24 protein-coding genes, 1 pseudogene and 1 CRISPR repeat array are annotated in these 21,135 nt (G+C 53.6%); of the genes and pseudogenes, 10 read left to right on the forward strand and 15 right to left on the reverse strand.

Going from position 1 to position 21,135, the window contains the following annotated elements:
* Positions 1–1,158 (reverse strand): iron-containing alcohol dehydrogenase, encoded by a 1,158-nt coding sequence (locus tag E3E27_RS01135; protein ID WP_167773666.1) that lies wholly within the window; start codon positions 1,156–1,158, stop codon positions 1–3.
* A gap of 115 nt (positions 1,159–1,273) precedes the next feature.
* Between E3E27_RS01135 and E3E27_RS01140 the strand changes: the two genes are divergently transcribed.
* Positions 1,274–1,567, forward strand: a complete 294-nt coding sequence (locus E3E27_RS01140; RefSeq protein ID WP_371731540.1) for a hypothetical protein — start codon at positions 1,274–1,276, stop codon at positions 1,565–1,567.
* On the opposite strand, the gene mtnA is transcribed toward E3E27_RS01140, so the two are convergent.
* Complete coding sequence (mtnA, locus tag E3E27_RS01145; RefSeq protein ID WP_167773667.1) at positions 1,519–2,589, reverse strand: S-methyl-5-thioribose-1-phosphate isomerase; 1,071 nt, start codon at positions 2,587–2,589, stop codon at positions 1,519–1,521. The genes E3E27_RS01140 and mtnA overlap by 49 nt on opposite strands.
* Before the next feature lie 55 nt (positions 2,590–2,644).
* On the opposite strand from mtnA, the gene E3E27_RS01150 reads away from it, so the two are divergent.
* A complete protein-coding gene (locus E3E27_RS01150; RefSeq protein ID WP_167773669.1) occupies positions 2,645–3,187 on the forward strand; it encodes an NTPase in 543 nt (180 codons plus the stop codon).
* On the opposite strand, the gene E3E27_RS01155 is transcribed toward E3E27_RS01150, so the two are convergent.
* The 3 genes from E3E27_RS01155 to albA all read right to left on the reverse strand — a co-directional run bounded on the left by E3E27_RS01155 (position 3,177) and on the right by albA (position 4,784).
* A complete protein-coding gene (locus E3E27_RS01155) occupies positions 3,177–3,710 on the reverse strand; it encodes a cyclic nucleotide-binding/CBS domain-containing protein (RefSeq protein ID WP_167773151.1) in 534 nt (177 codons plus the stop codon). The two genes, E3E27_RS01150 and E3E27_RS01155, sit on opposite strands and share 11 nt — an antisense overlap.
* 50 nt (positions 3,711–3,760) lie before the next feature.
* On the reverse strand, positions 3,761–4,399 hold the full coding sequence (locus E3E27_RS01160) for a transcriptional regulator (RefSeq protein ID WP_014789602.1): 639 nt from the start codon (positions 4,397–4,399) through the stop codon (positions 3,761–3,763).
* Between the two features lie 109 nt (positions 4,400–4,508).
* Complete coding sequence (gene albA / locus E3E27_RS01165; protein ID WP_014789603.1) at positions 4,509–4,784, reverse strand: DNA-binding protein Alba; 276 nt, start codon at positions 4,782–4,784, stop codon at positions 4,509–4,511.
* 192 nt (positions 4,785–4,976) lie between these two features.
* On the opposite strand from albA, the gene purB reads away from it, so the two are divergent.
* Entirely contained in the window at positions 4,977–6,332 is a 1,356-nt protein-coding gene (gene purB / locus E3E27_RS01170; RefSeq protein WP_167773152.1) for an adenylosuccinate lyase, read from the forward strand.
* A gap of 1,405 nt (positions 6,333–7,737) precedes the next feature.
* Here the strand turns inward: purB and E3E27_RS01175 are convergent.
* Positions 7,738–8,094, reverse strand: coding sequence for a DUF134 domain-containing protein (locus tag E3E27_RS01175; protein WP_014789606.1), 357 nt, complete (start codon positions 8,092–8,094; stop codon positions 7,738–7,740).
* Positions 8,095–8,195: 101 nt separating this feature from the next.
* On the opposite strand from E3E27_RS01175, the gene E3E27_RS01180 reads away from it, so the two are divergent.
* Positions 8,196–8,654: a 6-carboxytetrahydropterin synthase gene (locus tag E3E27_RS01180; protein ID WP_167773670.1), complete on the forward strand. Its 459-nt coding sequence runs from the start codon at positions 8,196–8,198 to the stop codon at positions 8,652–8,654.
* A gap of 19 nt (positions 8,655–8,673) precedes the next feature.
* On the opposite strand, the gene E3E27_RS01185 is transcribed toward E3E27_RS01180, so the two are convergent.
* Positions 8,674–9,246: a hypothetical protein gene (locus tag E3E27_RS01185; protein ID WP_167773153.1), complete on the reverse strand. Its 573-nt coding sequence runs from the start codon at positions 9,244–9,246 to the stop codon at positions 8,674–8,676.
* 55 nt (positions 9,247–9,301) lie between these two features.
* Here E3E27_RS01185 and E3E27_RS01190 point away from each other — a divergent pair, with 55 nt between their 5' ends.
* Entirely contained in the window at positions 9,302–9,724 is a 423-nt protein-coding gene (locus E3E27_RS01190; protein WP_088864825.1) for a PPC domain-containing DNA-binding protein, read from the forward strand.
* A gap of 214 nt (positions 9,725–9,938) precedes the next feature.
* Here the strand turns inward: E3E27_RS01190 and E3E27_RS01195 are convergent, their stop codons facing one another.
* From E3E27_RS01195 to E3E27_RS01205, 3 genes are read right to left on the reverse strand one after another with little or no spacing between them, the layout of a single operon-like run.
* Entirely contained in the window at positions 9,939–10,388 is a 450-nt protein-coding gene (locus E3E27_RS01195) for a NifB/NifX family molybdenum-iron cluster-binding protein (protein WP_167773154.1), read from the reverse strand.
* A 57-nt stretch (positions 10,389–10,445) separates the two neighbouring features.
* Positions 10,446–10,667 carry a hypothetical protein gene (locus E3E27_RS01200; RefSeq protein ID WP_167773155.1) on the reverse strand — a complete coding sequence of 74 codons (222 nt, stop codon included), beginning with the start codon at positions 10,665–10,667 and terminating at the stop codon, positions 10,446–10,448.
* Between the two features lie 31 nt (positions 10,668–10,698).
* Positions 10,699–11,322, reverse strand: coding sequence for a NifB/NifX family molybdenum-iron cluster-binding protein (locus tag E3E27_RS01205; RefSeq protein WP_167773671.1), 624 nt, complete (start codon positions 11,320–11,322; stop codon positions 10,699–10,701).
* Between the two features lie 113 nt (positions 11,323–11,435).
* Here E3E27_RS01205 and E3E27_RS01210 point away from each other — a divergent pair, with 113 nt between their 5' ends.
* On the forward strand, positions 11,436–12,176 hold the full coding sequence (locus tag E3E27_RS01210; RefSeq protein ID WP_167773156.1) for a Rossmann-like domain-containing protein: 741 nt from the start codon (positions 11,436–11,438) through the stop codon (positions 12,174–12,176).
* A 112-nt stretch (positions 12,177–12,288) separates the two neighbouring features.
* Positions 12,289–12,997: direct repeats of the CRISPR family, unit length 28 nt; unit sequence GTTTCCAAACATTATGTGGTTCTGAAAC.
* A 754-nt stretch (positions 12,998–13,751) separates the two neighbouring features.
* Here E3E27_RS01210 and E3E27_RS01215 read toward each other — a convergent pair.
* The 3 genes and pseudogenes from E3E27_RS01215 to E3E27_RS01225 all read right to left on the reverse strand — a co-directional run bounded on the left by E3E27_RS01215 (position 13,752) and on the right by E3E27_RS01225 (position 15,077).
* Positions 13,752–14,228, reverse strand: a complete 477-nt coding sequence (locus E3E27_RS01215) for a DUF2250 domain-containing protein (protein ID WP_371731541.1) — start codon at positions 14,226–14,228, stop codon at positions 13,752–13,754.
* 4 nt (positions 14,229–14,232) lie between these two features.
* Positions 14,233–14,664, reverse strand: coding sequence for an isoprenylcysteine carboxylmethyltransferase family protein (locus E3E27_RS01220; RefSeq protein ID WP_167773158.1), 432 nt, complete (start codon positions 14,662–14,664; stop codon positions 14,233–14,235).
* Between the two features lie 3 nt (positions 14,665–14,667).
* Positions 14,668–15,077: pseudogene (locus E3E27_RS01225) on the reverse strand (NifB/NifX family molybdenum-iron cluster-binding protein).
* Between the two features lie 72 nt (positions 15,078–15,149).
* On the opposite strand from E3E27_RS01225, the gene E3E27_RS01230 reads away from it, so the two are divergent.
* Positions 15,150–16,019, forward strand: a complete 870-nt coding sequence (locus E3E27_RS01230) for a P-loop NTPase (RefSeq protein WP_167773159.1) — start codon at positions 15,150–15,152, stop codon at positions 16,017–16,019.
* Positions 16,019–16,906 carry a P-loop NTPase gene (locus E3E27_RS01235; RefSeq protein ID WP_167773160.1) on the forward strand — a complete coding sequence of 296 codons (888 nt, stop codon included), beginning with the start codon at positions 16,019–16,021 and terminating at the stop codon, positions 16,904–16,906. Before E3E27_RS01230 ends, E3E27_RS01235 begins: the two co-directional genes overlap by 1 nt.
* Here the strand turns inward: E3E27_RS01235 and E3E27_RS01240 are convergent.
* Positions 16,884–17,768, reverse strand: coding sequence for a hypothetical protein (locus E3E27_RS01240; RefSeq protein ID WP_167773161.1), 885 nt, complete (start codon positions 17,766–17,768; stop codon positions 16,884–16,886). The two genes, E3E27_RS01235 and E3E27_RS01240, sit on opposite strands and share 23 nt — an antisense overlap.
* A gap of 109 nt (positions 17,769–17,877) precedes the next feature.
* On the opposite strand from E3E27_RS01240, the gene pfdA reads away from it, so the two are divergent.
* Both pfdA and E3E27_RS01250 read left to right on the forward strand, forming a co-directional pair.
* On the forward strand, positions 17,878–18,318 hold the full coding sequence (gene pfdA / locus E3E27_RS01245) for a prefoldin subunit alpha (protein ID WP_167773162.1): 441 nt from the start codon (positions 17,878–17,880) through the stop codon (positions 18,316–18,318).
* Positions 18,319–18,468: 150 nt separating this feature from the next.
* On the forward strand, positions 18,469–20,208 hold the full coding sequence (locus E3E27_RS01250) for a DUF2341 domain-containing protein (protein ID WP_167773163.1): 1,740 nt from the start codon (positions 18,469–18,471) through the stop codon (positions 20,206–20,208).
* On the opposite strand, the gene E3E27_RS01255 is transcribed toward E3E27_RS01250, so the two are convergent.
* On the reverse strand, positions 20,183–21,115 hold the full coding sequence (locus E3E27_RS01255) for an SDR family oxidoreductase (RefSeq protein ID WP_167773164.1): 933 nt from the start codon (positions 21,113–21,115) through the stop codon (positions 20,183–20,185). The two genes, E3E27_RS01250 and E3E27_RS01255, sit on opposite strands and share 26 nt — an antisense overlap.
* Positions 21,116–21,135 lie beyond the last annotated feature (20 nt).

A 21,135-nucleotide genomic window follows, 5' to 3' on the forward strand; every position in this document is an offset into this window, starting at 1 on the left:
TTAAGAAAAAAAGTTTTTGTTTTGCGTCCCACGAAATGCCCTCAGGTAGATCTCCCGTATCTCCTCCGGCTTCGGTTCAACGGGGTTGAAGGCAACGAGCCCGTCGAGGTAGGCCTTTTCCGCCATCTCGTCCAGCTTTGCCATGAAAGTCTCCTCGTCCACCAGTTCACCCAGCTCCGGGACACCGAGCATCTCGTTGAGCTCCCGTACTACCTCCACGAGGTCTTTGGCCGTCGAGAAGCCAAGCTCCCTCGCTATCTCCGCGTAGCGTTTCCTTGCATAATCACTGCGCTCCATGTTGAACTCCATGACGTAGGGCAGGAATATCGCGTTGAGGAGTCCATGCGGGCCAATCCATGCCGCCTTGTGGCTCATGGCATGGCAGAGGCCGAGGCGTGCGGTGAGGAAGGCTATGCCCGCCATCGTTGCTGCGTAGTGAACCTTTGCCCTTGCCTCGTCATCGCCCTTCACCGAGAGCGGCAGCCACTTATAGACGGTCTTTATTGCCTTAATCGCCATGGCGTCACTGAATGGATTCGCCACCTTTGTCGTGTAGGCTTCTATTCCATGAACGAGGACGTCAAGGCCGGAATTGCGTGCCACCTCTGCCGGCATAGTCCTCGGCAGTCGCGGGTCAAGTATGGCAACGTCGGGCGCTATCTCCGGGGTCACTATGTTGTACTTAACGTCTCCCTTCTTCAGAACGCTCGCGGCCGAGACCTCGCTTCCAGCTCCACTCGTCGAGGGAATCGCTATCAGCGGTGTTCTGAGCTTAGGAACGGGCTTGGGCTTTGAAAAGCGGTCTATGAAGGCTATCTCCTCGAAGTTCAGCCCGGGAGCGTCGTAGAAGACCTTCAGGGCTTTGGTCGTGTCAATGACGCTTCCGCCGCCGAGGGCTATCAGCAGATCGGGCTCGAAATCCCTCACCTTCGGAAGGAACTCCTCTATGACCTCGACGCTAGGTTCCGCCGGAAGTCCAGCTATCGAAAAGACCTCCGCCCCGGCCTCTCTTACGTAGTCCTCGGCCTCCTTCAGGAAGCCGTGCCTCTTCATCGAGCGTGAAGAGAGTATGAGAACGCGCTCGTGGCCTTTGGTTTCCTTTGAGAGCCTTCGTAGGCTTCCCTCACCCTCGATTATTTTGGTTTTCAGCCAGAACATGAGCACCACCAAGGAAACCTATGCCCGAAGGCTTTTAACATTCTCGGAGGGTTTAACCACCGGTTTAAAACCTCCCGATTAAGAAATCCTTTAATCTGGGGACTCAATTTAGCAGATGATGCTCGTTAAAGGCAAGGTGGTTGCAGAAAACGGCACGTTTCCATTTGAAGTACTGAAAACTGAGGGGGGAGTATCGCTCCGGGTCGAGCTTTCCGGAGAACCTTTCGAGTATTCCACCGACTGCAATTGCCTTGAGCCTTTGGAGCTCTTGGGCCTGCTCCTCCCCGCTTTGGAGGAGGAGATTGGCGAGATAAAGAGTGTGTTTGTTGAGGAGGTCGTTGAAGGAGAAAAGAAAGGAGTTCACTCCTTCCTAAAGAGCCTCTTCAAGTTCCTCTCAAAGGGCGGGTAAACGATGCCTCTGTCGGTTATTATCGCCGTCAGGTACCTGTGCGACGTGACATCAAAGGCAGGATTGTAGACGTCAACGTCGGGCGCAATCCTGCAGCCGCCGCAGGTCAGGACTTCCTCGGGCTTCCTTTCCTCGATGGGTATCTCCTTCCCGCTCTTCAGGCTCATGTCTATCGTCGAGAGCGGTGCGACGGTGAAGAACGGTATCCCATGCTCCTTGGCGAGAACCGCGAGGGTGTAGGTTCCTATCTTGTTGGCGAAGTCGCCGTTGGCCACTATCCTGTCGGCACCGACGATGATGGCATCGACCTTCCCCTGCTGCATGACGAAGCCGGCCATGTTGTCGGTTATCAGCTTAAGCGGCATGCCATCGTAGTGATACTCCCAGGCTGAAAGCCTCGCGCCCTGGAGGACGGGCCTCGTCTCGTCCACCCAAAGGAGCTTGAGCGTCCCATCGCGGTGCATCACCCTGAGAACCGCTCCAACAGTTCCGAGCTGGACCGTTGCCAAGCTGCCAGCGTTGCAGTGCGTTAGAACGTTCCCTTCCGGAAGGACCTCGGCACCGTAGTGGCCCATCCTGAGGTTGGCCTCGACGTCTTCATCGGCTATCCTCTTCGCCTCGGCGACGATAAGCCTCTTAATCTCGTCGAGCGGGCTCTCAAGGTGCTCCTCGACGAGCTTCTTCACCCTGTTGAGCGCCCAGAAGAGGTTAACCGCTGTCGGCCTCGTGTTCTTCAGCCTGTTGTACGCCCGGTAAAATCCGTCCATGAACTCGTCTTTTGTTCTGGCCTTCGAAGTGTCGGCGTAGAGGGCCAGACCGAATGCAGCAGAAGCGCCTATGGCAGGAGCGCCGCGGACCTTCATGGTGATTATTGCATCAGCAACTTCATCGACGGTTGTCAGCTCAATCATGCGAAACTCCCTTGGCAGAAGGGTCTGGTCTATCATGATGACTTTTCCGCGCTCATAGCGCACACTCCTCGGGAGTCTCGTGAGTTCCTCGGGCTTGTACCTTATCTCCACAGCCACCACCCCAAAGTGTTTAAGGGAGGAGCTTAAAGCTCCTTCGGTGGTTGAAATGGTGCTGAGGATATTCGTTACCGGCCCTGCGGGAGTCGGGAAGACGACGCTGGTGGAGAGGGTCGCGAGGGAAGCCGACCGCTGGGGCTACCTCGTCGGTGGAATGATCACAAGAGAGGTGCGGAAAAACGGAAGGCGTGTAGGCTTCAGGATTACTGCCCTCGACACCGGGGAGGAGGGAACCCTGGCCAGCGTTAGAGGGACCTCGCACCTCCCGGGCGTTCCCTTCGGGAAGTACGTCGTCCACGTTGACGAGCTTGAGTGGGTCGGCGTTTCGGCGATAAGGCGCGCCCTTGTTGAGGCGGACCTGATAGTCATAGACGAGATCGGCCCGATGGAGTACAAGAGCGACGAGTTCGTCAGGGTTATCGGAGAGGTTCTGAAGTCCGAGAAACCGCTGCTGGCGGTCGTCCACAGGAAGATGGCCGATAAATTCCGTCCCCTTGGAAAGCTCTACACGCTGAGCGTCGAGAACAGGAACAGGGCCTTCGCTGAGGTGCTCGATGAAGTTATGAAAGAGCTGAAGGGAGTCAGAGGTTGAGGCTGTCCTTGCAGCTCTCGCAGACCCACTTCTCTCCGCCTTCGATGTACACCTTGTAGAGGGGACCGTACTGGCCGCAGAGCTCGCAGATGCCGTAGACCTCCGTCTCCTCGTTGGTCTCCTCTTCGTTCTCTGTGTTGTACGTGTTGAGAGCGGCGAGAAGGTCCGCTGCAGTGACGAATCCGATGGGTTTCCCGAGGCGCGTGACGAGGAGCCTCCTTATGCCCTTGTCCATCATCTTGTCAATCGCGTCCTGAACCTCATAGTCATCCTCGATGGTTATCGGGTTCTCGGTCATAACCTCCTCGACCTTGACGGTCTTGGGATCTCTCCCCTTCGCAACGATCTTGTCGAGTATGTCGCGGTCGGTTATTATTCCAACGATTTCGTCGTCTTTAACAACAACCGCACTCCCCACCTTGTTCTTTGAGAGAATCCTGGCGACCCTGTGGACGGTGTCGTCCGGCTTGACGATGACTGCCTTTCTCTTAACCACTTGTCCCACGGCTATCCTCGGTGCCATTTTACCACCTCGCCAACCGGGGGTTGGGAGAGAAACTTAAAAAGCTTTCTTCATGCCCGACGCTTCAAAATGTATGAAACTAGAAGGAACGTTAGGATGAAGGTTACAATGGCCAGAAGGGCCGAAATCGCAGATGTGTGGGCTGTGGGTGCTGAAGGAAGCGCTGTGGCCTGGGTGGTGCTGGTGTTTGACACCACCGATACGAGCGATTTTCCGGGTGCGGACATCATGCTGATGTTTCCAATCTCGTACGCCGAATCCTTTCCAGATGCCCCCATGGGAGCCAGCAACCTGGTTGAAGCCGCGTAAACCCCCACAGAAACCAGTCCTGCTATTCCAAGGCTGATGACGTGGAGCCTTTCAAATCCCATGACCGGCTTTTTCTTAACCTTTGCGACGCTCTTCCGCGGAACGAGGAGAATCGGCCTGTTGGAGGCTCGGTAAAGCTTGACCTCCTGGAGTCTCTTCCCGTACTTTTTTCCAGCTACCTCAATCAGGCCAACCTTGAGCATCTTATCTACGTGGTACGACACGGTAGAAATTGGAAGGTTAAGCTCGCGCGCTATCTCGCTTATCGACAGCGCCCGGTCTTCAACGAGGTGGAGAATGGCTATGGCCTTATCGTTCATCAGAATCTGGGCCAGCTCCTTGGCTCTTTCGTCGTGAATGTCTATCGTCTCGTAGTCCAAGGGCGCCACCTGGAAGAAATACGGTGGGGCCGTATTAAAGGTTTTCACAACTTCAACCGCATTTGAAGCGTGCAGAAGAACCCGAAGGAAAAGGAAAGGGAACTCAAATTCACGGCTTCTCGAGAACGATCTCGATGGTTGAGGTGTTGGCGGTCCTGCCGTCGGCGGTCGGGAGCTCCTCGGTGCCGATCCTGATCTCCTTGACCCTGACCTCTGGGAGGAACCTGTTCCTGACGATCTCAGCGACGTCGACGGCCCTGCTGATGGCCCTACCGCGAGCCTTAACGCTGACCTCCTTGGCGCCCTCGTTGAACTGGGTTATCACGGCGAGGACGTAGTTCATAACCGGCTTCTTTCCAATGTAGACGACGTGCTCCTCAGCCATTTCTGGCACCTCCGGAAGTTTTGTCGTTAGGCTATCGTGGCGTTTCAGTTAAATACTTTTCGGTCGTTAGATAGCGTTATTGGACACTCCTGTGCCTCCGATGCTCGAATCGAATAGCCAATCTTGCTCCTTCAAATTAATGTCAAGCGAAAGATTTTAAGATTCAAAAATTGCCATAGACTTGGTGATAAGATGGCCGTTCACCCGATCGATTACCGCTATGGGAGCGAGGAAATGAGGCGCATCTGGGACGAGGAGAACAAGCTGCAAAAACTTCTGGACGTTGAGGCCGCACTTGCGAGGGCCCACGCGAAAGTTGGCAATATTCCGGAAGAAAGTGCACGGGTTATCTCAGAAAGGGCTAACACGAAGTGGGTCAAAGTGGGGCGTGTCAAGGAGATAGAGGCCGAAATACACCACGACATAATGGCCGTCGTCAAGGCCCTAAGCGAGGTCTGCGGTGAACACGGAAAGTACGTCCACCTGGGTGCCACTTCCAACGATATAATCGACACGGCCAACGCGCTCCTCATAAAGGAGAGCCTTGAGATAGTGGAGAAGGACTTGAAGGAGCTTCGCTCCATACTCAAACGCCTCGCCCGGGAGCACAAGTATACAGTCTGCATCGGCAGGACGCACGGCCAGCACGCGGTTCCAACCACTTACGGCATGAAGTTTGCCATATGGCTCGACGAAATACAAAGACACATAGACAGGCTAGAGGAGCTGAAGGAGAGGGTTTTAGTCGGCCAGATGAGCGGTGCCGTTGGAACTATGGCGAGTTTTGGAGAGAAAGGCCCCGAAATACAGCGCCTCGTTATGGAAGACCTCGGCCTAAAGCCCGCCAGGATAAGCAATCAGATAATCCAGCGTGACGTCTACGCCGAACTTATGATGGTTCTGGCGCTCATTGCCTCAACACTCGACAAGATGGCTCTCGAAATAAGGAACCTCCAGAGGACCGAGATACTCGAAATCAGCGAGCCCTTTGGAAAAAAGCAGGTTGGCTCTTCGACCATGCCCCACAAGAGGAACCCGATAAGGAGCGAGAAGGTGAGCGGGCTCGCAAGGGTTCTCTACTCAAACGTTTTCCCTGCCCTGCTCAACAACCCCCTCTGGCATGAGAGAGACCTCACCAACTCCTCTGTTGAGCGTGTTATCCTTCCGGAGAGCTTTGTTCTGCTCGATGAGATGCTGAAGAGCATGAAGAAAGTCCTTGCAGGCCTTGAGTTCTTTCCGGAGAACATAAGGAGGAACCTGCACCTGACCAACAACCTTATCATGGCCGAGCCGCTGATGTTGAAGCTGACTGAGAGGGGCATGGGGAGGCAGGAAGCCCATGAACTCGTTAGAAGGCTTGCCATGAAAGCGTTTGAAGAGAACAGGGACCTGATAGAGGTGGCTAAGGAGAGTAAAGACGTCAAAAAGTTCCTAAGTGAGAATGATTTCGAAAGCCTGAAGCCGGAGAACTACGTGGGAATGGCCCCACAGATAGTCGACAACGTAATCGCGTGGATAGAGGAGAAGGAGAAAAAAGAGGGCCTTTGAGCCCTCTTTTTCCTTATCCGGGGCCCGTATTCTTTTTTCATACTCCCCGTCTTGTGGTGCAAGTTGATCCTCAGATTTTTGGGTGAAGATTTACTTTGATAAACAGGAATATATGTGTCCAAAAATTTAGAAGTTAAATTTAACATTGCCTTTTTTATTAAGTTTGTTTAATATAATGGATCTAAAAACTACTAATAATAATGTTAAATTCTGCTTATTTATTACCATCGATATAAAGTAATTCTCAACAAAATGTTCATCACTGTGCATGAGTGCGTGGTGAGAACAGCCGTCATTTCTAGCTACATGCATTTGTTCCCCTCACAACCCCTGAGAACAACCTGCGTGAAGTTTGTTGTTCAAAAGTACTCCAGATCCCCAAAAGTTTTCTGTGAGATCGGGCTTTCAGGAACCAAAAATTGGTTACAATTGAAGGTAGTGTGAAACTGACCGGGCTACAGATCTCTCAGTAGTTGCATTGGAGACATTGACCTGAGGGACGGTGGTGCAGAGTCCTGTTAAGCCCTGCGAGTAGTACGGGAGCTGACTCTCACGGCGTCCCTGTGCCCAAATGGAACATTATAAAATCACGTTGTCGCTACAGTATGCCTAGCTCCTACTCTAAATGTTAGGGCAAGGGACATCAGAATCATTTGGATTGCCTCCTGTGGGAGTTTAAATGTTCATAAGTGTCCATGAATTTTGGATATAAGGTACATTATATCCAAAATTTATGCACATAACTGTATATTAAAACAGGTAAGATAATGGCGCGCAGGGCGTTGCGGTTTTCTGGTTGAGCCGCCGCTCCGCATCAGAGCATTCATCACGTGAGTGGGTGTTTGGGTGTTGAATGTGCCATCTCTGCGCTCTGAGTGAGTACCTCTATCAAAAGGCTACCCCCACTGCGCCTTCCTTTTCTACCCTGTATGGGCTGAACGCGCTTATCTCAAACTGCACCATCTTTCCATCTTTAATTAATTGTAATCAAATATTGGTGTTGAGATAACCTTATCTTTTGACCATTATTCTAGGTTCTTGAGTAGCTAGTGTCGGGCTTGTGGCATCTGGCTGACATGTCTTAATGTGCACTTTTGGCCAATAATTCTTTTCCACAATAGTAAATTTTTTGGGATTTTTACATTTCTAAATCGTATTTATTTGGCAATAATTTTTAGTGTGTATATTGAACTTGTACATTAAATCAAAATTTAAATTTTAACAAGTTTAAGTTACATTTCAAAATGTTTTAAGAATATGTCTCTTTTATCACGTAAAATCTAACTGAAAATTTTGAGAGAACCTCCCAACGAGAATTAGGCTTACCTAAAAAATAAAACGACCAAGAGACAAGTCAAATGACCCAATAATCAACAGATAACAGATTTTTCCAAAAATTTAATCCTTACAGCTCTTCTTCGCCAGCATTTTTTGGGATCTCGTTTCCCTGAGGCAGGATTATCAGTTCCCTTCCTTCAACCAGCATTTGTGCAACCTTCTTTCTGGCCGAGCTCAAAGCCCTCCAGACTGTCCCCCTTGAGACACCCATCTTCTTCCCTGCCTCTTCCTGGGTTAGCCCCTCATAGTCCACCAACCGAAGGGCCTCAAATTCCTCATACGTCATGAAAATCGGCGGTTTTGGCTGTCCTACAGGGGGTAGGGCAGGATAGAAATGCCTAACTTGGGGGATAAACCCGATCATGCGCATCTTCCTTTTTCTGCCCCTGCCTCGGCCCCATCCAGGTCCCATTCCCATCGGCATGGCTATCAAAACCGGTACGGTGGTTTGCTTTATAGACTTTCTCCCTTCCGACCCAGTAACTGTTATAACCTGTGCTCCCCAAACGTAGCCTGGTGGGAGAAATGGCGTTCCGCATGGTTGAGAGAAAGATTGGCTGGCACAAGGACTTCGACAGCTCGCACTTCTTGGTTCTTCCCTACGAGAGCAAATGTCTCCGGATACACGGGCACACGTACAATGTCGACGTCGAAATATGGGGCGAACTCAACGAGAACGGAATGATATTTGACTTCAACCATCTGAGCAAGCTTATAAAGCTCCTTGATCATCGAATCTTGGTAAGCGAGAGCTGGGTCGTCAAAAGAGAGAAGGACGTTGTTATCATTGAGAAGAACGGTAAGCGGCTGGAACTGCCCGTGGACGAGGCGGTAATCCTCGACAAGCCCAACGTCACCGCTGAGTACATAGCGGAGTGGTTCGCCGAAAGGATAGCGGAGAAGGCGGGAGACAACGTGAAGCGCATAAAGGTTAGAATCTGGGAAGACCCCCGGAGCTACGCGGAGGTAACCCTTGAGAGATGATTCGAGCTATGGAGGCAGCTTAGCAGTCCTTCTTTCGTTTTTCGAAAAGCGTTCTATCGATTTTGCATTTTCTGTAAACCTCCTCAAGCATTTCTCTGGCCTTCTCCTTAAGCTCCCTGAAATACTCCCCTCCAAAGGTTTCCTCCGCTTCAATCGTTAGCAGGTAGGCGGTTTTCATGTATGCTGGACCTATCTCGCAGTCGGACCTTTCCGCGATCTTGCCTGCTATGTCCACGAGATATCCCACGAACGAGTGAAGGAGCCTTCTGTAGTCGTTCTTGAAGTTGTTTTCATTGAGCCAGCCTTTTAGGGTCAGGAAAATCTTGAACGCGGGTATCTCCACGCTTTCGTCCCCATAGCGACGGTATCTGATGAGAAGGTACTGGAATATTGAGATCAGAAACCTTCCAACGTCTGCCTTCGTCCCGCCGTTTTCCTCAACGAACTCCTCAAACTCTCTCAGACCGGTTTTTCCACTATCGAGGAAGGCCATCAGCAGGGCCCCGTAGGGAGTCGAGTACTGGGAGAAGTCAACCTCTTCGAATTCCGGAATCTCCGGGAAGATACGCATTATTGCTCTTTTTGTGTCCATTTTCTCACCCAAACCGTTAAATCGGAAGAGGCTTATTAGCTTTGAGGTGAGTGCCGTGAGGTTTTCGAGGGGCAGGAATTTTCTGTTCAGGGTCCCCGAAGGGGAGGAGCTTCTGGGGTTCATAAACGAGTTCGCGAGAAAAAACAACGTTCTGATCGGAACCGTCAGTGCCATTGGAAGTTTGAAAAACCCGAAAATCGGTTACTTTGACGAGGACGCTGGCGAGTACAAGGTCATCGAGCTGACCGGCACATACGAACTGGTGTCCCTCGCAGGAAACGTAAGCGTAAAGGACGGCGAGCCTTTCGCCCATATCCACGTTGCCCTGGGAGACTCCGACGGTATGCTGTACGGAGGGCATCTCATTGAGGCTGAGGTTTTCGTGGCCGAGGTGTTCATGCAGGAGCTTCTGGGTGAGCTCCTTGAGAGAAAGCCTCGGGAAAACGGCCTGAGCCTATGGGACGCGGTGGAACTTTGATTTTTGTCTTTATTTATCTTTGAAAAAACTTCATCCACATCAGCATGTAGTGCCAGGTCAGTATCGCAAAAATCCCGATGAACCCAGCGAGATCAAAGTGTGACGTTGGAACCTGAACACAAACCCGGGCAGGGCTTCCCTCCTCGTGAGTCAGAATCAGCCATTTGAAGGCTCAAATTTTGAAAGTGTGTAAAAGACTAAAAAGGAGGAAAACTCACCAGCTGCCACCACGGCCGTATCCTCCGTCCCTACCTTTTCCCATTCCACGACCCATACCCCTTCCGCGTCCCATACCTCCGCCCATTCCTCCGGTTCCGCCTTGAATCCCAGGCTGGAGCTCGCCTCTGAGGAGAGCCTCAATGGCCTCCCTGACCGTCATGGTCGCTGGGGCAGAGTACATTCTTATCCCCGCCGCCTGAAGAACCCCGTAGGAGTTGGGGCCGAACTGGCCTGCTATAACCGCCTCGGCCCCCTGATCTATGGCGAACTGGGCCGCGGTAACGCCCGCTCCCCTCGGCTGGCTGTAACCGGGGTTCGGAACGACCTGAATGCTGGTTATCTCGCCGTTCTCGACGTCAACTATTGTGAAAGTGGGGGTTCTTCCGAAGGCCTGGTTAACCCTGTCGTTGAGACCGCCGTTTATGGTCGAAACTATAATCCTCATTGCACATCACCTCCACGAAAAATTAGGAGAACCGAACTTAAAAAAGTTTGCATAAGCTCAAAAAGGGCCGCAGAAGCCGAACCTGGGATCCCTTCTCAGGAACAACCTGAGGGCCAGAAGGAGCACCAGACCCAGGGCGTAGGGCAGGGCAACGAGGAACAGCTTGAAGAGGAAGTATAGGATTCCAATCAGGATTAGCAGATCCAGAAGGCCATAACTCCCGAAGAACGGGGAGCCTCGGTTGTACCTGCTGTAGCCCCTTCCCATTCCGCGTGGCATTCTCTACCCTCCGAAAAGAAAAGTTAAAGGTTCACCACCAGCCAAAGAACCTGGAAAGCCATGTTCTCCTGCTTGGCTGGCCAGTCCATGGGCAGTAGCCGAACCTCGCTCCCCAGCCTCTTCCACCTCTGCCCCAGCCTTTTCCTCTGCCTCTACCCATACCTCTTCCCCAGCCGCTACCGCGGCCCCAGCCTCTGCCCCACCCTGGGCCGAAGCCGTATCCGTAGGCCGGGTAAGCCGGTGTCGCTGGATACGGTCCGTAGGCCGGTGCGGGAGCTGTTGCAGTTGCTGGAGCGGGCGGCACTGGGGTCGTGAACTGCCCAACGTTTCCACTGGTGACAGCCTTTATGGCCTCCTCAACTGGTGTTCCCGGGGCGACCTGGTAGAGCTTTATGCCTGCAGCCTGTATCGCACCGAGCGCGTTCGGGCCGACCTGCGGCGCTATTATCGCCTCAACGCCCTCGTTGATGAGGGTCTGAACCGCCATCGGTCCGGCTCCGCCACCAGCCATCGCGGCACCGTTCTGGATTACCCTGCTGTTGGTGACATTGCCGTTTTCGTCAACGTCCGCTATGAGGAAAGCCGGCGCCCTGGCAAAGACCGGGGCAACGGTGTCTTCAAGCCCTCCACCGTTGGTGGGTATCGCGATCCTCATGTCCACCACCTCCTTCCTTCTGTTATTTTGTGCATATGCACAGCATTTAAAGTTTTCGGTTTCCCTAACGGTCCGTTAATAAGGGGTTGAGTGCAGGGGAGGGTGGTGGTGATATGCTCCTGAGGAGGGTAAAAAGGGAGGCGCTCAAGCTCGCCGGGGGCCTTAAGCTGGTCGATTTTGGCTTCGCCCTGCCCTACACGTGGGTTCTCGCCCAGGGATCGGAGGGAAAAGCATTGGGGGTTGCGATGACCCTGCCCGAGGAGGTCCAGCGCTACACCAGCTCAATAAGCGAGCCGTCGCTTGAGGCTTTCATAGAAAGGGCCGACAGCCTGAACGTGATCGAGCGAACCCTCGGTTTAGCCGCGATAAACGCGGTTTCGCAGTATTACATAGACCTCAGCGGTGCGGAGTGGGTCGACGTGCTCGACCTTATTCCCGAGAACGCGGGTAATATAGCGATGATTGGGAACATGCCTCCCCTGGTAAGGGAGCTCCGCGAGAAGGGGCACAGGGTGTACGTCTTCGAGAGGAACGCCAAGCTCTGGGACAGGGACACCTACAGCGACGCCCTTGAGTACCACCTCCTCCCCGAGATGGACGCGGTGATAGCGAGCGCGAGCTGTCTCGTGAACGGAACAATAGACATGCTCCTGGACAGGGCGAAGAAGGCTAGGCTCTTCGTCCTGACGGGCCCCACCGGCCAGCTCCTCCCGGAGTTCTTAAGGGGGAGCGGCGTTACACACCTGGCCTCGATGAAGGTCGTTGACCTTGAAAAGGCCCTGCTGGGGCTCAAACTCGGCTCATTCAGGGGCTTTGAGGAGGGGAACAGGAAGTACGTCGTGGAAGTGGGGTGAGCTCTTCGTTTTTATAAATAAATAATATGGGAGAACCCAATTTTTCTTTTGAAACTCCATTCCTTCAGGGCAGAGGAAGAGCCCAGAGATTAGGCAAGAAAAGCAAATAGGAACTTCCAAACATTATGTGGTTCTGAAACTAAAAGAAGAGGCGATGAGTTACTTGAAGCTCATTCAATGACTGTTTCCAAACATTATGTGATTCTGAAACCTCATGTTCCAGCTCGCTCCGTGGCCGGTTACCGAGGCTTACTCTCACATCTCTGGCAAGTTTCCAAACATTATGTGGTTCTGAAACGCCCTCATGGAGAAGTACTTCATTGAGCCGAGGTACTACCCAGACGATGTTTCCAAACATTATGTGGTTCTGAAACCTCCTGCCAGAGCAAGTTATTCCAAGACTCGTCCAGCTCGTTTCCAAACATTATGTGGTTCTGAAACTGGACTGTTCAAGTGTACTCTCTTTACAACCTGCCGTTCATTTCAGTAGATCCCACAAGCTTTGGGTTTCCAAACATTATGTGGTTCTGAAACCTGGTAAATGACAGCAAAACATTGCTCGATGGCTTTCCAGTGTTTCCAAACATTATGTGGTTCTGAAACTTGTTGGGTGCTCGGGGTAAAACACCTCGGAGAGGCGCTCGAGGTCGTTTCCAAACATTATGTGGTTCTGAAACAAGATGGTGTCAATAGAAGTTGAAAGGTATGGTGAAAAACAACGGAGTTTCCAAACATTATGTGGTTCTGAAACTTGAGCTCATACGCTTTTGGTGGATCCACGCAAAAGAATACAGTTTCCAAACATTATGTGGTTCTGAAACGGTTAACTTTTTTGCCCCTTCGGGCAAATGGAGTAACGCCAAACTCTTATATAAATTTTGCGGTTACCAGAAGTTCAGAAAACAGCGCCAGAACAAAAACCCCAAACGCTCCTAACACAAACCATCAAAATAGTAAGAAAACCGAAAAAGAAAGAAAAAGCCCCAACAAACCAGGGGAGGAGATAACGCCAGGGAGAGGACCAGCGGGACAGGCCAATCCCTCCCCAGGGAGAACAAAGGCTAACCAGCGGAAACCACTCCACCAGACTCCTGCGCGAAGCCCCCAAAAGCCAGACAAAGAGCGCAGAAGACCCCATTTGAGGCCCGTCTGAAAAATAGTAGAAAATGCTCCTCACAGCTGTAGGTGAGTTTTTAGAGCTTTTCCAGGAGTTTAGAGTGGTTATAACGCTCCGTTTTCAAATGCGTGCATGGTTTTACTTTTATGTAACGTAAAAAGGCGAAAAGCTGTTTTACGGCTTTTTTGACTGAAAAAAGCGTTCAGGGGAGAAATCGCTCCACCTATCTCCGAGGAGAATTCTCAAAACGTCTGAATAAGCTTAGAGTATGCTTGTTTTGTCAGCGCTTTCAAAGTTATGGAAGCTATTTGATAGTTTTATTTGGGGTTTGAAAGTTTTCTCGGCGTTCATTCACTTGAAACAAAAAAGTAAAGCCTTAGATTCAAAAAAGAAGGAAAAAACTCAAAAGACCCCGTGTAACGATGTACAAAAATGTTCAACCAAGTGGGGGGGCGGGGTTATACCCTCAGGAACTCCCACAGTCTCTTGAAGAACTCGGTCTTCCTCCCCTTTTCCGTGATGAAGTGGAGAACCTTCAGCTCCTCGGCGGTTTCGTCGTCTATCCTAGCCTTCCGGCTGGCCTCCCGTATGTTCTTGGACTCCGCGAGCGCTCTAACAATCCTCCAGCCGTCGGAGAGGAGGGAGTTGAAGTACTTCTTTAGCCAGCTCCCATCAATAGAACGAACCATCAGTTCTCCCTCGCAGGAGAGGCGGTAGTAGGTGTGGTGCTTGTGAACCTCGAAGGCCTTCTTGAAGCGCGCCTTGCTCCGCTTTATCGCGCTTCCGGGGTCGCGCTCTATCAGGCCGAGTTCGAGGAGGTCGCCGACGGCGTCGTTGATTAGCTCCAGGGGGAGGCGGCTAACCTTGGCCATCATCTTCGCGTAGTCAACGCCCGCCCTCTTCAGATGGGACAGGACGTAGAGGTGAACTGGCAAGAGCTCAAAGCCTCGGTAAGAACCTGGGCGTTCTCTCGGCGTACTGTCTCCACTCATCCCCGAACCTCTCCTCCAGGACTTTCTCCTCCTCGCCTATAAACCCCACCACCGCGGGCCAGTAGAGCAGGGGCAGGGCAAGCATGAAGCCGCCGATGACGAGCGAGAAGCCCGGGAGGATAAGGAAGCCCCATATGGAGTATATCGGGTGCCTGACCCTGGAGTAGCAGCCCGCTGTGAGGAGCCTCCCCTCGGAGTAAGCCCTTGAGACCTGGAGGTAGCAGAGGAGCCAGAGGACTATCCCAACGCTCAAAAGGACAACCCCCACACCTGGAAGCTGGAGAAAGGACTGGGGGAGCCTTGAGTTGAGGTAAAAAGCGAAGAGGGCGTAAGGGCCTGTAATTAGGAAGACCCTCGGCTCAATCCCCCAGAACCTCATCGCTCACTCCTCTATCGGCGGCTTCTCGGCCTTCTTCGCCTGTACCTGCTCCCACAGTTCGTCGAAGTTCTCGATGAGCCTCTGAAGGGCACCTTTAAATCCCTCGTCCTCGTGAAGAAGGCCACCTTGTTGGTCTTGTCTCTGATGCGCAAGAAGTTCGGCCCCATTCTGAAGGCGGCCAGAACGTCAACGTCCAGGAGCTGGCTGACAACTGCTTTAAACTTCCTCGGATCCCCGTGTCCCTCGTCGTGCTCCTCTTCAACGTCCCTGGCCCTGTTGTGCCTCTTTTCAAGCAACTTAACACTTCCGTCCTCGCAGACCTCGTAGATCGCGAAGAACTCGGAGTCGCCGTAGTGTGCATCTATGAGCTTCTCGTCGTTCTCCATTCCAAAGGCAACCTTCAGGCACCTCATGAGCATCACCGTTTTGAGCGTATGCACAAAGCTTAAAAGCTTTTAGGCTGGCCTAATTCTGGAGGTGAGAGCTTGCAGATAGCGGTGAGCGGTGGGAAGGGAGGAACCGGAAAGTCAACGGTCGCGATAAACCTCGCGATAGCACTTGGAGAGCACTACGATCTGGCCCTGGCCGATCTCGACGTTGAGGCCCCCAACGACCACCTCCTCCTCGGCGTGGAGCTGGCCAACGAGGAGCCGGTGGAGCTGTTCATGCCCAGGTTTGACTATTCGAAGTGCACCCGGTGCAGGAAGTGCGCGGAGGTCTGCGAGGAGCACGCGATAATCACCATGCGCGACGGAACGCCCTTCCTGATGCCCAACCTCTGCTCCGGCTGCGCCGCCTGTGAGATAGTCTGCCCGGTTCCAGGGGCGATTCTGCCGGGTAAAAAGCTGATGGGGCACACATACCTTACCGAGACGCCCTACGGCTTCCCGCTCGTCACGGGCAAGCTCCTCGAAGGAGAGGAGAGGGCAATGCCCATCGTTTCAAGGGCGAAGAAACGGGCACAGACTCTCGGGAAGGAGCTTCTCCTGGTGGACACCGCGGCCGGAACGAGCAACACGGTGTCGAAGGCCCTTGAGGACTCAAGACTCATCATAGCCGTCACGGAGCCGACGCCCCTCGGAATCCACGACGGCGAGCTGATACTCAGGCTGGCCAAGCTGATGGACATTCCCGCGATGGTCGTGGTGAACCGCTCCGACCTCGGCGACGTGGGCAGGGTGCGCGAGATAGCGGAGAGGTACGGGGCGGAAGTGATAGCCGAGATCCCCTACAGCGAGAACGTCATAAGGAGCTACGTTGAGGGGAAGCCAATAGTCCTGAGCGACTATCCCGAGGCAGGGATTTTCAGGGAGATCGCTTCCAGGGTCGTCGAGTTCCTCGGAGGTGGTGAGTGATGCAACTGGTTATAGCGAGCGGCAAGGGGGGCGTTGGAAAGAGCACCGTCACAGCTTCTCTCCTCTACCTGCTGAGGGACGAGTACCGTTTCGTTGCCGTTGATGCCGATGCCGACGCGCCGAACCTCGACCTGCTCCTCGGCGTCGAGCGCTGGGAGGAGGAAAAGGAGCTGATAGGCGCAAAGGTGGCGAGGATAAACACAGAGAGCTGCATAAGGTGCGGCATCTGCCAGGAGCGCTGCCCCTACGACTGCATCAAGGTCATCGACGGCGACTACGTGGTGAGCGAGCTGACCTGCGAGGGCTGCAACGTCTGCGGCCTGGTCTGCCCGGTTCCGGGGACGATAACGCTGGAGGAGGTCCGCTCCGGCGTTGTGAGGAAGACAACCACCCGCTACGGCTTCCCGCTGATCTCGGCCCAGCTCGACGTCGGCAGGCCCAACAGCGGAAAGCTGGTCACAGAGGAGAAGGAGTGGGCGAAAAAGCTCATGGGTGAGCTTGGCCTGGAGCACATGATAGTGGACAGCGCCGCTGGAATAGGCTGTCAGGTCATAGCGAGCATAGGCGGGGCCGATCTAACGATACTCGTTGCCGAGCCGACCCCCGCTTCACTAAGCGACGTTCAGCGCGCATACAAGGTGGTCCAGCACTTCAGGCAGCCGGCTTACCTCATCATCAACAAGGCCGACCTCAACCCCGGCTTCACCGCCCTGAGGGAGTGGGCCGAAACGGAGGGGATCCCGATACTCGGCGAGATACCCTACGACAGGGCCATTCCGAGGAGCATGAGCATGCTCAAGCCCTTCGTCGAGGCCTTCCCCGACTCAAAGGCGGCTGATGCGATGAGGGAGATAGCGGAGAGGGTCAGGGAAGAGATACTCCGCTGACCTCGCAGTTCATCGGGGCTTTCCTTTTCCCCCATATTGTTTCCAGCCCGAACCTGACGCACAGCGGTGGTCTATCATCTCCCCCGTAGGTCGTGTTGAAGGCCAGCGCAAAAGCCCCGTACGGCCAGGTGGCGTTGAAGCCCGCGGAGTCCAGGCCACCGTATGCTTTGGGGAATGAGGAGTGCTTGGAGTTCTCGTCGGTTTCGTTGCAGGTCATTATCGTTCCGCTTTCTGGCCAGCACTGCCAGAGGAGGGTAGATGTGGAGCTTTCAATGCCCCAGGAGGGTGGGTAGATTACGGTGACGTCATCGATACCCTTAACGGTCTCGGGGTTGGCGAGGTAGTAGACCACGAGAACACCCCTGCCGTCCATCTCGGAGTAAACCCACCCTCCGAGGAAGTCGAAGGTATCGTTGTCAAGGAACATGTCCCGGGGTGGGTAGACGATGAAGCGGTCGTCGGGGCTTTCCGTTGGAACCCACTCAGAGCGGACGCTGGACTCGCGGCTGCCGTTCTCGTCGAACTCCAAGTAAAAGTACTCCGAGTACGCCCTGAGCTTCCCCTGTTCAGCCAGATATCTCACGACGGCGAGGGGATAGTTGGGGTCGAGGGAATCGTTGAACGCTTTAACGAGAATGTTACCGAGGCTCCTCGGGCTGTAAACCTCTTCAGCGTAACCCTTTATGGTACCGTTTTGCACGTACGGGCAGATCTGGTAGCTGACGTGGTAGTTGGTCTTGGGTGGCTCCGACATTCCCAGCTTGCAGTCTCCGTTCTCGCTTAGATATTCACTTATGGAGTAAGCGGTTCCGATTACCGCCACTATAATCATCGCGGCGAGAAGGATCCTCCCCAGGTTCATTCCATCACCGCTTTTTCTTTGGTGTTAGATTAAATAACTTTTTCGTTTCTTAGGTAATCCGGACCCAAACCTTAAAAGCCCCCAGGAGTAGTCCCTCCGGTGGTGTGAAATGGCCGAGACCAACGAGATGGAAAGGCTCGCTTACGAGTACCAGCTCCTTCAGGCGCAGGCGCAGCTCTTAGCTCAGAACCTCGAACTGCTCACCCTCGGGAGGAACGAGTTCCAGGCGGTCAAGGAGACGCTGGAGGAACTCAAGAAGGCCGAGGAGGAAAAGCCGGAGATCCTGGTGCCGGTTGGCGCGGGCTCCTTCCTGAAGGCCCACATAGACGACAAGGAGAACGCGATAGTCAGCGTTGGGGCAGGCTACGCCATCGAAAAGAACCTCGACGACGCGGTGAGGTACCTCGAAGAGCGCATAAAAGAGTACGACGAGGCGATAGCGAAGACCCAGGAGGCGCTTAGGAAGCTCGAGGGCCAGCTCGGAGAGCTCGCCAAGAAGGCGCAGGAGATACAGCAGAGGCAGGCCATGGGCTTCAGCGTGAAGAGATGACCCGCTTCGATTCTCTCGGATTTTAAAATTTTGCACATTATGTTGCATTAATTACTGGAAGGCCGGCTATTTAGTGCTGTTTGGTCCGGTAACGTGTTCCATAAACTTGAGATACCTTTAAATTCCGCGTGTCGTAACATCACGTTTGACATGAAAGAAACGAAACTAAAGCTGAAGCTGATAACGTTGCCTATCCTTCTGTTACTTCTCGCGGGGACCTTTGGGTTAGCCGTACCCAGCATTAACGTGAACGTTCAGGAGATCGGTGCAGGCTCTCAGAGGCTTGTTTCCCCCGTTCTCCAGGGGTCGATATGGTTTAGCACGGGATTAACCTCCGGTGAGCTAGTTTTCTCGGAAGATCTCCCCGCGGGAACGCAGATCTATGTTTCTCTTCGAGACGCCAACAACAACACCGTTGCATACAACTACTCCATCGTTCTCACTTCGGATTTAACTGCTGGAAGTGTTCTGAATTACTCCCTCATCAATCCAAACGGGGCCAGCAGAGCCGATGTCGTCAGGGCCGTCGTGACCGTTATGACTCCCAACTATCAGACAACGTTCACCTCTGGTAATATACTGGTCACGAGCAGGGAGCTGGGGGTTGGGATCGCAAACACCACCGTCTTCTGCACCCCGATAACCGTCAAGGAAAACAGCGGGCAGACCCTCTACAACTACAGCGTTCTGGTCGTCTTGGACGATAGTGCCAATAGGAACAGCGAGACATGGAGCGTTGATTGGAACGTCATCAACGCAACCAACCTGTACTTCACCGATGACGCCGGCAACCCTCTGTATTTCTGGATCCAGCGCCTGGACACCAACAACAGGATAGCCTACCTGTGGGTAAAGCTCCCCGAGCTAGCCGCTAGCTCCTCCCGTACCCTTTGCCTCAACTACGGCGTGTGGCCCAACCCTTATTCTAGCTACCATAATCTATACAGGACCTTCCTTTTCGTTGATGATTTCAACACCTTCAATACCACCGCATGGGAAAGCAACGTCCCGGTCACGGTGACGAACGGCTACCTAGAACTATCCAGCAACCAGTGGGTGTGGACCAAGAAGGCCTTCGGCACGCACTACGCCGTTCACATTGGGGCCTACCTTATCTACGACGACGGCACCAGGTTCAACAACGCCCCCAACACCAATACCCTGTACTACTCTCTGGGGCCTTTCTTCATGGGTTATATAGCTCCAGACAACACGGCCTACGCGGAGGGAGCCGGCGGTAGATACAGGAATGTCATTTCCTGGGGCACTATCTTCGATAGTGAGGCCAAGGGGCTGCTGACCTTCACGCTCCCCGGCGACCCCGACGTGACCGGGTACTGGGACGCTTCGAGGACGAACAGCCAGTACTCGTGGAACACTGGCATATACATCACCATGACCCTCTACAATGGTCAGCTTAACTTCTACCAGAAGAACCCGGACGGCAACTGGGGCAACGTCAGCACGTACACCCAGATGTCAAGCTACGCCGTGACTGTAACCGGAGATGGCAGGATCGGCTTCGGTCAGTGGAGTGATTACAGCAACATACCAAGCAGGTATTACTGGGTAATTGTCAGGAACTACGTTGATCCAGAGCCCTCTGTCTCGGTTGGATACTGGTACTACAAGCTTGTCTTCCACCCACAGCCCCCAGCCACCGCAACCGCTTCCTCTTCGGTGACCACTTCACCTGCCGGAGCACTCGCACCACTCTCGATTCCAGGGTTAAACGATGCCCTGCTGGCTGGAAAGAGCGTCCCGCTCAGGTTCCCGATTTCCCCTGAAGTGCCCTCGAACAATACTCCGTTAATTCGGGTGGGCAACGGTACTGAAGAAAGAATAAAGAAGCTGGTTTCCAACCTCACTCCCGTTGCCGACGGTCCTTAGCGTACCACTCCACCGTCTTTTTCAGCCCTTCCTCAAGGCTCCACTCCGGCTCGAAGCCGAGCTCCCTTATCTCGCTTATATCCGCTAAGCTGTGTCTTATGTCGCCGGGCCGCGGCTTATCAAATATTATCGAGCTTGTCGCGCCAGTTATCTCGATCACCTTCATCGCGAGCTCCAGAATGCTCGTTTGCCTTCCAGTGGCAACGTTGAAGACCTTTCCGTTCGCTTTCCTGCTCTCAGCGACGAGGAGGTTTGCTTTAACCACGTCCTTCACGTAGATGAAATCCCTCGTCTGCTTGCCGTCGCCGAAGATAACGAGCGGCTCGTTTTTCAAAGCGCGGCTGATGAATATACTTATCACTCCCGCGTACTGGTTGGCACTCTGCCTTGGACCAAAGACGTTGAAGTAGCGGAGCGCGACAACTGGAAGGCCGTAGAGCTCGTGGTAAACGCGGAGGTACTCCTCGGCGGTCGCCTTCGTCACGCCGTAGGGCGAGAGCGGTTTCGGCCTCTCGGATTCCTTCAGTGGTAAATTAGGATTGTCGCCGTAAACCGCCGCAGAGGAGGCAAAAATCAGCTTCCCGTGCCCCTCGAGGAGTGCCCTCAAGATATTGAGCGTGCCAACCACGTTGACCTCCTCTGTGAAAACCGGGTCGCGAATGCTCTCGACGACGCTCACCTGGGCCGCCTCGTGGAAGACGTAGTCCGCCTGGCCTATTAGCTCGGCTATCGCTTCGTAGTCCCTTATGTCCGCCTTAACTAGCTTCGCCCCAGGAGGGACGTTCTCCTCCTTTCCGGTATAGAGGTTGTCGATGACGATTACCTCGTTGTCCTTCACCAGCTCCCAAGCGATGTGGGAGCCTATGAATCCCGCTCCCCCGGTAACGACCACCAGCTTGTTCCTCATCGCTACCCCCTTAGGTAGTG

The sequence above is a fragment of the Thermococcus sp. MV11 genome (assembly GCF_012027285.1).
Classification (GTDB): domain Archaea; phylum Methanobacteriota_B; class Thermococci; order Thermococcales; family Thermococcaceae; genus Thermococcus; species Thermococcus cleftensis.